Origin of the sequence: Caulobacter sp., from assembly GCF_035254145.1 — a bacterium.
Lineage (GTDB): Bacteria > Pseudomonadota > Alphaproteobacteria > Caulobacterales > Caulobacteraceae > Caulobacter.
In genome coordinates, this window is record NZ_DATFAV010000250.1 from 1 (window position 1) to 11,601 (window position 11,601).

An 11,601-nucleotide genomic window follows, 5' to 3' on the forward strand; every position below is an offset into this window, starting at 1 on the left:
CGCGGGGGAGCATCTTCGCTCACGGAATCAACACCGTCGCGCCAGTCGTCCGCCGACCCTCCAGCGCCTCGTGCGCCGCCCGGGCCTCGGCCAGCGGGAAGGTCTGGCCGATGTCGATCTTCACCGCGCCCGACCTGATCACCGCGAACAGGGCCTCGGCGCTCTCGTCCAACTCTTCGGTCGTGACGATATAGTCAAACAGCTTGGGCCGGGTCACGAACAGCGACTTGCCGCCCAGTTCGAGCGGCGCGAACGGCGGCACGGGACCGGACGCGTTGCCGAAGGTGACCATCACGCCACGCCGCGCGAGGCTCTTGAGGCTGCCCGCCCAGGTGTCCTTGCCCACGCCGTCATAGACGACCGCGACGCCCTGGCCGGCGGTCAGTTCGGCGACCTTGGCGACGACGTCCTCATGGCCGTAGTCGATGACGTGATCCGCGCCGAGGTCACGGGCGATCGCGGCCTTGGCCCCGGAGCCGACGGTGGCGATGACGCTCGCACCCAGGGCCTTGCACCATTGCACCAGGATCTGGCCGACGCCGCCCGCGGCCGCATGGACCAGAACCACATCGCCCTGTTTCACGTGGAAACATCGCCGGACCAGGAACTCCGCCGTCATGCCTTTCAGCATGACCGCCGCCGCGGTCTCCAGGCTGACGCCCTCGGGAACCTTCACCGCGCGCTCGGCCGGAACGACCGCGGCCTCGGCATAGGCGCCCATCGTGCCGTTATAGGCCACGCGGTCGCCGATCTTGAAGCGGGTGACGCCATCGCCCACCGCTTCCACGACACCCGCCGCCTCGAGACCGATGCCGCTGGGCAGCTTCAGCGGATAGAGGCCGGAGCGGTGATAGGTGTCGATATAGTTCAGGCCGACGGCGGCGTGGCGCACCAGGATCTGGCCGGCGGCGGGCGAGGGGACCGGGGCCTCGACCGCCTCCAGCACCTCCGGACCGCCGGTGCGGGAGATCTGGATCGCCAGCATTAAGCGAGGGCCTTCTGGAAGAAGGTCAGGCTGCGACCGTTGGCCTTGGCCGCGTCCGCCGCGTCATAATGAGCCCCGCCCTCGCGCGCGAAGGCGTGGTCGCGGCCGGCATAGGTGTGGATCTCGATCTGCGGGTGATCCTTCAGCGCCTGCAGGATGACCTGCTGGGCTTCCGGCGGCACGAACTGGTCCTTCTCGGCGATGTGCATCAACAGCGGGTGGGCCAGCTTTTCCGCCTCGCCCACGTGCTTTTCGATGCCGACCCCATAGTAGGAGACCGAGGCGTCGACGTCGGTCCGGGTGGCGGTCAGGAAGGCCAGCAGCCCACCGAGGCAATAGCCCACCGCGCCGACCTTGCCGTTGACGCCGGACAGCTTGCGAGCGGCCGTGATGGTGGCGTCGATGTCGCTGACGCCCGCGTCGACGTCGAAGGCGTTGAACAGCTCGAACGCCCGCTTCCACTCAGCTTCGGACTGGTCGGTGATGTCGATCCCCGGTTCGATCCGCCAGAACAGGTCGGGGCAGATGGCGACATAACCCTGGGCGGCCAAGCCATCGCAGATATCGCGCATGACCTTGTTGACGCCGAAGATTTCCTGGATGACGACGATGGCGGGGGCCGAGGCCGCCTTGGGCCGCGCGACATAGGCGCTGAAGTCGCCATCTGGCGTGGTGATCGTGAGGGTCTCGCTCATCGGGGCTCTCCGTCGTTCCAGGTCCCCGTCGGGACCAATGTGACTTTCGACCAAAGCGCTCTAACCTGCGCCGACGGGCTAGGCCCATAACAATATCGTGCCCTGACCGAAGGGAACCACCATGAAGATGACCATCGAGATCGACTGCACGCCCGTCGAGGCGCGCGCCTTTCTGGGGCTGCCCGACGTCAGCGCCTTGAATGAGCATCTGGTCAAGGAGATGCAGGGGCGCATGGACGCCAACATGGCCATGCTGGCGCCCGAGGAGCTGATGAAGAATTGGATGGCGTTCGGGGCCGGGGCCCAGGAGTCGTTCCGCAAGCTCATGACCGCGGCCGCGGGCGCGGCGGTCGGCAAGCCCGACTGATCATGGTCGATACGATCTTCGCGCCCGCCACGGCGACGGGACGCGCGGCGGTGGCCGTCATCCGGATCTCTGGCCCGGACACCCTGCGCGCCGTGACGGCCTTGGCGGGCAGGGCGCCGGCCCCGCGTCTGGCGGCGTTGCGAAAGCTCCGGCATGACGGTGTGGATCTGGACGAGGCGCTGGTCCTGCGGTTCGAGGGACCGGCCAGCTATACCGGCGAGGACAGCGCCGAGTTTCACGTGCACGGCGGTAGGGCCGTGGTCGAGGCCGTACTCTCGGCCCTGTCGGACCTGGGCCTGCGCCTGGCCGAGCCCGGTGAATTCACCCGCCGCGCCTTCGAGAACGGCAAGCTGGACCTGGCCCAGGCCGAAGGGGTCGCGGATCTGATCGACGCCGAGACCGAGGCGCAGCGGCGGCAAGCTCTGGGTCAGGTCGGTGGGGCGCTCAGCCAGCGCTATGAGCGGTGGCGTGACCTGCTGGTCCAGTCCCTGGCCATGCTGGAAGCGGCGGTCGACTTTCCCGACGAGGACCTACCCGAGGAAGTGGCCGAGCGGGCCCGGCCGGGCCTGCGGGTGCTGAGCGCCGAGCTGGACGCCGCCCTGGCCGACGTCTCCCGTGGCCGCCGCGTGCGGGATGGCTATCGCATCGCTCTGGTCGGCGCGCCGAACGCGGGCAAGAGCACCTTGCTGAACGCCTTGGGCCAGCGTGACGCGGCCATCGTCACGGACACGCCGGGGACGACGCGAGACGTGATCGAGGTTCCGCTGGTGCTCGGTGGTTACAAGGTTCTGGTCGCCGACACGGCCGGGATCCGCGAGACCTCGGACGCCATCGAGGCGGAGGGTGTCCGCCGCGCCCAAGCCTGGGCTGAAGAAGCCGATCTAAGGCTTTGGGTCGTCGATGGGTTTCACGTGAAACATACGGTGAAGCTTGAAGCGACGATCCGGTCTGGCGACTGGCTGATCCTGAATAAGGCCGACATCGCCGATGCGGCCCTACTGGACGAGGCGGAGCAGGCCTGGGCTGAGAGAGGGCTTCGAGTCGTGAGGCTGTCGGCGCGATCCGACGCGGCCGTGGCGGCGGTTCGGGATGACTTGGCGACCCACGTGGCCGAGGCGCTCTCCGGCGCAGAGTTTCCCGCCGCGACGAGGCTGCGACACGCCGAGCGGCTGCGGGAGGCGCGGGGCTATCTCGTTCGCGCGCTCTCCGAGGTTGGCCTGGAGGTCGAGCTGGCGGCCGAAGACGTCCGGCTTGCCGCCCGGGCTCTGGAGAAGATCACTGGCAGGGTTGATCCCGAGGATGTGCTGGGGCGGGTCTTTTCCACCTTCTGCATCGGCAAGTGATGTTTCACGTGGAACCATCCCCATATCGTCCACAGCGCGCTCACAGCTGCGGCAGGGGTGTTTCACGTGAAACGCCGATGAGTCACATCGACCCTCTCGCCTGATTGGCGTATAAACCGAGTCCAACGCCCCCGCCCGTTCGGGGGCGTTCGCATTGAGGCCCGTTCGTTGTCCAGCACCTGGGATGTCATTGTCATCGGCGGCGGCCACGCCGGCTGCGAGGCGGCGGCGGCCTCGGCGCGCGCGGGCGCGCGCACACTGCTGCTGACTCACAAGCTGGAAACGATCGGCGAGATGTCCTGCAACCCGGCCATTGGCGGTCTGGGCAAGGGCCATCTGGTGCGCGAGATCGACGCCCTGGATGGTGTCATGGGGCGCATGGCCGACAAGGCCGGCATCCAGTTCCGGATGCTGAACCGCTCCAAGGGACCAGCCGTTCGTGGCCCCCGTTCGCAGATCGACCGCCGGCTCTATCGCGAGGCGATGCAGGCCGAGCTGGCCGCCACGGAAAACCTCGACATCATCGCCGCCGCCGTCGAGGACCTGATCGTCGAGGACGGCCCGAATGGAAAGCCTAGGGTCGCCGGCGCGATCGATGGGGAGGGGCGGTCATACCGCGCGCCCCGCGTGATCCTGACCACCGGCACCTTCCTGAAGGGGGTCATCCATCGCGGCGAGGATCGCATTCCCGCCGGCCGGGTCGGCGATCAGCCGGCCATCGGGCTTTCGGATCGCCTCTATGGCCTGGGTTTCGACATGGGCCGCCTGAAGACGGGCACGCCCGCGCGGCTGGACGGCAAGACGATCGCCTGGGAGCGCCTCGAGAGCCAGGCCGCCGATGAAGAGCCGGTTCCGTTCTCTTACTTGAACGACCGGATCGACGTCCCGCAGATCGCCTGCGGCGTGACCTTCACGACCGAAGAGACCCACCGGATCATCGCCGAACGGATCGGGGAGTCCCTGGTTTATAGCGGCCGCGCCACGGGCGTCGGCCCGCGCTATTGCCCGTCGATCGAGGACAAGGTCGTCCGCTTCGCCGACAAGACCAGCCACCAGATCTTCCTGGAGCCCGAGGGGCTGGACGATCCCACCGTCTATCCGAACGGCATTTCCACCTCGGTCTCGGAAGAGACCCAGCTGCTGTTCCTGCGCACCATTCCGGGCCTCGAAGCCGTCGAGGTCATCCGTTACGGCTATGCGATCGAATACGACTATGTCGATCCGCGCGAACTCTACGCCACGCTGGAGACCAAGCGTCTGCCGGGCCTGTATCTGGCCGGCCAGATCAACGGCACCACGGGCTATGAAGAGGCCGGCGCCCAGGGCCTGGTCGCGGGCCTGAACGCGGCCTTGGCCGAGCAGGGCAGGGAGCCCGCCGTCTTCGCGCGCGACGAGGCCTATATCGGCGTGATGATCGACGATCTGGTCACCCGTGGCGTCACCGAGCCCTATCGGATGTTCACCAGCCGGGCCGAGTTCCGCCTGACCCTGCGCGCCGACAACGCCGACCAGCGCCTGACCGATCGCGGGATCGCGCTGGGCGTCGTCGGCGAACGCCGGGCGCGGGCCTGGGCGGAGAAGAAGGCGCGCCTGGAAGCGGCGCGGGCTTTCGCCCGTTCTGTCAGTCTCACTCCGAACGAGGCCGTGAAGGCTGGGTTCAAGGTCAATAGCGACGGCGTCCGCCGCGACATCTTCGCCATGCTGGCCTATCCGGACGTGACCCTCGACGACCTGGGCCGCATCTGGCCCGAGGTTTTCACGTGGAACACCGATGTGCGCGAGCAGATCGAGATCGAAGCGGCCTATGCCGGCTATCTCGACCGCCAGCGCGCCGACGCAGAGTCGCTGCGCAAGGACGAGGACCTGCGCCTGCCCGCCGACCTGGACTATGCCGACATCGGCAGCCTGTCGAACGAGGTGCGCGAGAAGCTGGCGCGCGTGCGGCCGCTGACCCTGGGCCAGGCGGCCCGCATCGAGGGCGTGACGCCGGGAGCGCTGACCGCGCTGCTCGCCCACGTGAGGCGCGGCCGTGCAGCCTGATCTCGCCGACCCCCCTGTCCTGGACGCCGCCGGCTATCAGGCGTTGACTGGCGCCAGCGACGCCCAGATTGCTGATCTGGCCCGCTTTCAGGATCTGCTCGCCGAATGGAACGAGGTGATGAACCTCGTCGGCCCGCTGACCATCGCCACCTATTGGACCCGCCACGTGCTGGACAGTTCCCAGCTGCTCGCCCTGGCGCCGGAGGCCCTGACCTGGGCCGATCTGGGCGCGGGAGCCGGCCTGCCCGGCGTCGTACTGGCCATACTCCTGAAGGGTAGGGCCGGGGCGAAGGTCCACCTGGTCGAATCCATGGCCAAGCGCTGCCGGTTCCTCGAGGTGGTGGTCAAGGACCTGGACCTGCCGGCCGAGATCCACAACGTCCGGGCCGAGGACCTGAAGCTGAGGGTCGACGTCGTCACCGCGCGCGCCTGCGCGCCGATGACCAAGCTTCTCGGCTTCGCCGAACCCTATCTGTATCGGGGCGCGACCGGTCTCTTCCTGAAGGGGCAGGACGTCGCCGCCGAGCTTACGGAAGCCCGCAAGGCCTGGTCGTTCGCCAGCGACTTGCTTCCCAGTCAAAGCGACCCCCGCGGTCGGATCGTTCAAGTGAAGAGGCTTTCCCGTGTCCGCTAATCCTCTCCGCGTCCTGGCCATCGCCAACCAGAAGGGCGGCGTCGGCAAGACCACGACCGCGATCAACCTCGGCACGGCCCTGGCGGCCTGCGGGGAGCGGGTGCTGCTGATCGACGCCGATCCGCAGGGCAACTGCTCGACGGGTCTGGGGATCGGCCGCACCCAGCGCCGCACGACCCTCTATGACGTGCTGATGGGCGAGTCGCCTGTGGTGGACGCGGCCGTGAGGACCGAGCTGCCCGGGCTGGACGTCATACCGGCCGACGCCGACCTCTCCGGCATCGAGATCGAACTGGGTCAGACCGCGCGCCGGTCCTACCGCCTGCGCGACGCCCTGGAGGCCATACGCGCCAACGGGCCCTACACCTATGTGCTGATCGACTGCCCGCCGTCGCTGAACGTGCTGACGGTCAACGCCATGACCGCCGCCGACGCGGTGTTCGTGCCGCTGCAGTGCGAGTTCTTCGCCCTGGAGGGCCTCACCCAGCTGATGCGGACGATCGAGCGCGTGCGCGGCAGCCTGAACCCCCACCTGGAGATCCAGGGCGTGGTGCTGACCATGTACGACCGCCGCAACAGCCTGTCGGAGCAGGTGGCCAAGGACGTTCGCCAGCACTTTGGCGACAAGGTCTATGACGCGGTGATCCCGCGCAACGTCCGGGTTTCGGAGGCGCCGTCGTTCGGGAAGCCCGTGCTGCTGTACGACCTGAAGTGCGCGGGCAGCCAGGCCTACCTGAAGCTGGCCCGCGAAGTGATCAGCCGCGAACGTGACCGCCAGGCGAAAGCCGCCTGATCTCGGGTCGCCTGATTCAAGTCCTGAGTATCGAACCTAAGCTTGACTGAGATTGTGATGGAGTCCGTCGTGGTGGGAGAGCCGGGTATGGCCGAAGGGCGTCGTGGTCTGGGGCGTGGTCTGTCCGCCCTGCTGGGCGAGGTCGAGTCCGCCCCCGCCCAGGCGCCAGGCGACGCGTCGGCCGGGTCGCGCGAGGCGCCGATCGAGATTCTGAAGCGCAATCCCGATCAGCCACGCCGCACCTTCCGTGAGGAGGATCTGGAGGACCTGTCTAACTCGATCCGCGAGAAGGGCGTGCTGCAGCCGATCCTGGTGCGGCCTTCGCCCGACTCTCCGGGGGAATACCAGATCGTCGCCGGCGAACGCCGTTGGCGCGCGGCCCAGCGCGCGGGCCTCCGCACCGTGCCGATCATGGTGCGCGAGCTGGACGACCTGGCGGTGCTGGAGATCGGCATCATCGAGAACGTCCAGCGCGCCGACCTGAACGTTCTCGAAGAGGCGCTCTCCTACAAGGTGCTGATGGAGAAGTTCGAGCGCACCCAGGAGGCGATCGCCCAGACCATCGGCAAGAGCCGCAGCCACGTCGCCAACACCATGCGTCTGCTGGCCCTACCGGATGAGGTGCAGTCCTACCTGGTCAGCGGCGAGCTGTCGGCCGGTCATGCCCGCGCTATCGCCGCGGCGGCCGATCCGGTGGCCCTGGCCAAGCAGATCATCGCCGGCGGACTTTCGGTGCGTGAAACCGAAGCCCTGGCCCGCAAGGCGCCCAATCCGACCCCGACCAAGAACAAGGGCGGCCGCCCGCCCCGGGTGAAGGACACCGACACCCAGGCGCTGGAAGCGGACCTCTCGTCCGTGCTGGGCCTGGACGTCTCGATCGACCATCGCGGCGGAGCCGGGTCGCTGACCATCAGCTATGCGACGCTCGAGCAGCTCGACGACCTCTGCAATCGACTGACCCGCGGGGTCTGATCTTCGATCTGTTCAGGCGCACCTAAAAAGCGTGCGAACGCCCGATTTTCGGGCCTTTCAAAATCGCCTCTGTCGAGCAGGAAACGGCGCCTCTTCGTACTCCGGGAGGCGCCGTTTTCGTGAGACGAGGGCGGTGCACGGTGATTTCGGGCGCAAATGCTTGTGCTGTAAGGGTTTCCCGAAAAGCGTCCACAAGCGCGCAAAGAGGGTGTTTCAGGCGGCTTTGGGCGGCTCCTCGTGTACTTCAGCGCGATCACACACAAATCGTCTTCCTGGGCCTTGCGCCCAGGAAGGCGGGTGTATGCGCGGCGTCCCTACAGCCCCAGCCGCCGCGCGCGCCCCGCGATCATCAGCGCCAGGCGCTCGGCGATCAGCTGATCGGGTGAGCCGGAGGTCTTGCAGGCGCGGTCGGCGGTCAGCACCTCGCCCTGGATCTCCAGGATGGCCTCCAGGTTCCAGGCCCGGGCCTGACGCAGGAACTCGCGCTCCTGCTTCCAGAAGACACCGGCGGCCTTGGCGGCGGCCTGCAGGTCGACGCCGTTCTTGTGCAGGGTCAGGACGCGCCGCAGGCGGCCCAGATAGTAGCTCATGGCCCGGACGGCCGCCGGGCCGCCCTCGCCCTCGGCGGCGGCCCGGCGCAGGGCCGCCTGGGCCGCGCCGATCTTGCCGCCGAACGCGTCGGCGGCCGCGTCGCTCAGCGAGGCCTCGGGCTCGACGCCTAGGAAATCGGTCAGGTCGGCGGCGGTGGCGTTGATCCCGCTGCCCGGGCCCAGGAACAGCGCCAGCCGCTCGATCTCGGCGCGCGCCACGCCGCGCTCCTTGGGCAGGCGCGAGACGAAGAGATCCAGGGCCTCGCTGTTCAGGCTGACCTTGTCATGGGCCAGGGTGTCGCGGGTCAGGCGGGCCAGGTCCCCGGCCTCGTCCTCGTAGCAGGGGATGACGGCGCAGCCGTTGGCCTTCTCGCCGACCTTGCGCAGCTGGGAGTCGCGGCCCAGGGGCCCGGCCTCGATCAGGAAGAAGGCGTCGGGATTGAGCTGGCCCTCGACGTGGCGGGTGACGGCCTCGGCGGCGGTCTTGTCGGGGCCGGCCTTCTCGCCGCTCAGGCGCAGGCGAACCAGGCGACGGCCGCCCATCATCGACAGGGCGGAAAGCTCATCCTCCAGCTTGGCCGGATCGGCATCGAGGTCGCTCTCGGTCAGTTGGGCGGTGTCGAAGGGGTCGTCAGGGCGCTCGACCACGCGCTTGGCCAGGGCGTTGGCCCGATCGCGCACGACGCCTCGATCCTTGCCGTAGAGGACCACGGCCCGGATGTCCGGGGTCGGCTCCTTCAGGAAGCGTTCGACGTCCGGACGCTTGGAGAGGATCATTGGAGCCCGCCGTGTTCAGATGCCTGAACGCGATAGGCAGGCTCCGTCTTCAGGACCCTAGAGCGCGTCTTCACGCGCTCTAGGCCTTCTTCTTGTCGCCCGCCAGCCAGGTGGCGATGTCCAGCTGGATCTTGCGGGCCGCCTCGGTGGCCGCGCGCTCCTGGCCGTCCTGCTGGGCCGCGATGGCCGCATAGGGCTGGTCGGCCGAGTCGTAGGTCACCGACACCTCGGTGAGGCCCTTGTGGACCTCCGAGCCCGACTTGGCGTCCAGCAGCCGCCAAGTGACGCTCATCCGCAGCTCGTAGCGGTTGGCGACATTGTCCAGGCGAACGCCGCGCGCGAAGCGTTGCTCATTGACCGCGAAGGCCAGCTTGTAGGTCGCCGGGGTCCCCTGCCGGTGGGCCAGAGCGTCGTCTAGCTGCTCGCGCAGCAGATAGCCGCCACGGCCTTCGGACGCGATGGTCTCGATGCTGGCCAGGTCGCCCTCGACGCCCGGGCGGGCGTAGAGGGGCGTGAAGCCACAGGCCGAAAGAGCCGTCGTCGACAGCGCCACGAGCGAAAGTCTCAGAGCGCCGATCATCAGGAAGCGTTTCATCGGTCTCAGTTGGCCACGATGTTGACGATGCGATCCTTCACCACGATCACCTTGCGGACCGTGAGGCCCTCAAGGTGGGCCATGACGTTCGGATCCGCCAGAGCGATTTTCTGGACCTCGTCCTCGGCGGCGCCGGCCTTGACCTTGATCTCGCCGCGACGCTTGCCGTTGATCTGGATCGGCAGGACGCGCTCGTCGTCCGCGGCCAGGGCCGGGTCGGCCTTGGGCCAGGGCGCGTTGACGACCATGCCGTCCCCGCCGATGCGGGCCCAGGCCTCTTCGGCCAGGTGCGGGGTGAACGGGGCGACCAGGCGAGCCAGGATGTTCAGTGCCTCGGCGCGGGCCGCCAGCACGGCGTTGCTGGCGCCCTCAGCCGGGGCCGCCTTCAGGGCGTTCAGGAACTCGTACAGGCGCGCCACGCCGCTGTTGAAGCGGAAGCCCTCGATGCTGTCGGTCACGAAGCCGATCAGCTTGTGGGCCGCCTTGCGCAGCGCCAGGGCCGCTTCGTCGCCGTCGTCATGGGCGAAGTCGCCGGCCGGTTGGCTGTCGAACTCGTTCCACAGGCGGTGGGTGAAGCGCCACGAACCCTCGACGCCCGAATTGGTCCACTGGACGTCGCGTTCGGGCGGGCTGTCGGACATCACGAACAGGCGGGCGCTATCGACGCCGTAGGCTTCGAAGATGTCCTCGGGCGCGACGACGTTCTTCTTGGACTTCGACATCTTCTCGACGTCGCCGATGACGATCGGCGCGCCGGTCTTGGCGTGCTTGGCCGAGCGCGTATTGCCTTCGGCGGAGATCACCACCTCCGACGGCTCGACCCATTCGCCGGCCTCGTTCTTGTAGGCCTCGTGGGTGACCATGCCTTGGGTGAACAGGCCCGCGAACGGCTCCTCGACCGACAGCAGGCCCTCGTCCTTCAGGGCGCGGGTGATGAAGCGGGCGTACAGCAGGTGCAGGATCGCGTGCTCGACGCCGCCGATATACTGGTCGACCGGCAGCCAGTGGTCGGCCGCATCCTTGCCCACCGGCTCGGCGGCGTGGGTGTCGGCGAAGCGGGCGAAGTACCAGCTGCTATCGATGAACGTATCCAGCGTGTCGGTCTCGCGTTCGGCCTTGCCGCCGCACGAGGGACAGGTGGTGTGGCGCCAGGTCGGGTGGCGCAGCAGGGGGTTGCCCGGCTTGTCGAAGGTGACGTCCTCGGGCAGGGCGACCGGCAGCTGGTCCTCGGGAACCGGCACGACGCCGCAGTCGGCGCAGTGGACCACCGGGATCGGGCAACCCCAGTAGCGCTGGCGCGAGACGCCCCAGTCGCGCAGGCGATAGACCGTCGCGCCCTGGCCCTGGCCGGCCGCCTCGATGCGCGCCACGGCCTCGGCCTTGGCGGTCTCGACGTCCATGCCGTCCAGGAACTCGGAATTGAAGATCTTGCCGGGCCCGACATAGGCCTCCTTGCCGACCTGGAAGGTCGCCGGGTCCTCGCCGTTCGGCAGCACCACGGGCTTGACCGGCAGGTCGTACTTGCGGGCGAAATCCAGGTCGCGCTGGTCGTGGGCCGGGCAGGCGAAGATCGCGCCCGTGCCGTAGTCCATCAGGATGAAGTTGGCGATCCAGACGGGCAGGGTGATCGACGGGTCCAGTGGGTGCTTGATCCGCAGGCCGGTGTCGTAGCCCAGCTTTTCGGCGCTCTCGATCTCGGCTTCCGAGGTGCCGCCCTTGCGGCAGTCGGCGATGAACTGCTGAACCTCGGGGTTCTCGATGCCCAGGCGTTCGGCCAGCGGGTGCTCGGGCGCGATGCCGACGAAGCTGG

10 protein-coding genes and 1 pseudogene are annotated in these 11,601 nt (G+C 68.2%); 6 read left to right on the forward strand and 5 right to left on the reverse strand.

Annotation, left to right across the window (positions count from 1 at the left end; genetic code table 11):
- Nucleotides 1-19 precede the first annotated feature (19 nt).
- Together VJ655_RS15520 and VJ655_RS15525 are read right to left on the reverse strand one after the other, a co-directional pair.
- The gene (locus tag VJ655_RS15520; protein ID WP_324112601.1) at nt 20-985 is read right to left on the reverse strand and encodes a quinone oxidoreductase; all 966 of its coding nucleotides are present in this window, start codon (nt 983-985) and stop codon (nt 20-22) included.
- A complete protein-coding gene (locus VJ655_RS15525; protein ID WP_324112603.1) occupies nt 985-1,680 on the reverse strand; it encodes a dienelactone hydrolase family protein in 696 nt (231 codons plus the stop codon). Before VJ655_RS15525 ends, VJ655_RS15520 begins: the two co-directional genes overlap by 1 nt.
- 121 nt (nt 1,681-1,801) lie before the next feature.
- Here VJ655_RS15525 and VJ655_RS15530 point away from each other — a divergent pair, with 121 nt between their 5' ends.
- From VJ655_RS15530 to VJ655_RS15555, 6 genes and pseudogenes are all read left to right on the forward strand, one after another.
- Entirely contained in the window at nt 1,802-2,047 is a 246-nt protein-coding gene (locus VJ655_RS15530) for a DUF6489 family protein (RefSeq protein ID WP_324112605.1), read from the forward strand.
- Nucleotides 2,034-3,390 (forward strand): annotated as a pseudogene (gene mnmE, locus VJ655_RS15535) (tRNA uridine-5-carboxymethylaminomethyl(34) synthesis GTPase MnmE); the annotation flags it as partial. The gene VJ655_RS15530 and the pseudogene mnmE, both read left to right, overlap by 14 nt.
- A 168-nt stretch (nt 3,391-3,558) precedes the next feature.
- On the forward strand, nt 3,559-5,430 hold the full coding sequence (gene mnmG, locus VJ655_RS15540) for a tRNA uridine-5-carboxymethylaminomethyl(34) synthesis enzyme MnmG (protein WP_324112608.1): 1,872 nt from the start codon (nt 3,559-3,561) through the stop codon (nt 5,428-5,430).
- A complete protein-coding gene (rsmG, locus tag VJ655_RS15545; protein ID WP_324112610.1) occupies nt 5,420-6,064 on the forward strand; it encodes a 16S rRNA (guanine(527)-N(7))-methyltransferase RsmG in 645 nt (214 codons plus the stop codon). Before mnmG ends, rsmG begins: the two co-directional genes overlap by 11 nt.
- Nucleotides 6,054-6,857 carry a ParA family protein gene (locus VJ655_RS15550; protein ID WP_324112612.1) on the forward strand — a complete coding sequence of 268 codons (804 nt, stop codon included), beginning with the start codon at nt 6,054-6,056 and terminating at the stop codon, nt 6,855-6,857. The genes rsmG and VJ655_RS15550 overlap by 11 nt, the downstream gene beginning before the upstream one ends.
- Before the next feature lie 57 nt (nt 6,858-6,914).
- Nucleotides 6,915-7,829 (forward strand): ParB/RepB/Spo0J family partition protein, encoded by a 915-nt coding sequence (locus tag VJ655_RS15555; RefSeq protein WP_324112614.1) that lies wholly within the window; start codon nt 6,915-6,917, stop codon nt 7,827-7,829.
- 314 nt (nt 7,830-8,143) lie between these two features.
- Here the strand turns inward: VJ655_RS15555 and holA are convergent, their stop codons facing one another.
- From holA to leuS, 3 genes are all read right to left on the reverse strand, one after another.
- A complete protein-coding gene (holA, locus tag VJ655_RS15560) occupies nt 8,144-9,196 on the reverse strand; it encodes a DNA polymerase III subunit delta (protein ID WP_324112616.1) in 1,053 nt (350 codons plus the stop codon).
- Nucleotides 9,197-9,275: 79 nt separating this feature from the next.
- Complete coding sequence (lptE, locus tag VJ655_RS15565) at nt 9,276-9,776, reverse strand: LPS assembly lipoprotein LptE (protein WP_324112620.1); 501 nt, start codon at nt 9,774-9,776, stop codon at nt 9,276-9,278.
- Nucleotides 9,777-9,796: 20 nt separating this feature from the next.
- Nucleotides 9,797-11,601: leucine--tRNA ligase (gene leuS / locus VJ655_RS15570; RefSeq protein WP_324112618.1), on the reverse strand; the 1,805-nt coding region annotated here is incomplete at its 5' end.

Coding starts and splice junctions, on each gene's coding strand:
- VJ655_RS15525 (WP_324112603.1), bottom strand. CDS start 1,680: ATGAGCGAGACCCTCACGATCACCACGCCAGATGGCGACTTCAGCGCC.
- VJ655_RS15530 (WP_324112605.1), top strand. CDS start 1,802: ATGAAGATGACCATCGAGATCGACTGCACGCCCGTCGAGGCGCGCGCC.
- VJ655_RS15520 (WP_324112601.1), bottom strand. CDS start 985: ATGCTGGCGATCCAGATCTCCCGCACCGGCGGTCCGGAGGTGCTGGAG.
- lptE (WP_324112620.1), bottom strand. CDS start 9,776: ATGATCGGCGCTCTGAGACTTTCGCTCGTGGCGCTGTCGACGACGGCT.
- holA (WP_324112616.1), bottom strand. CDS start 9,196: ATGATCCTCTCCAAGCGTCCGGACGTCGAACGCTTCCTGAAGGAGCCG.
- VJ655_RS15555 (WP_324112614.1), top strand. CDS start 6,915: ATGGAGTCCGTCGTGGTGGGAGAGCCGGGTATGGCCGAAGGGCGTCGT.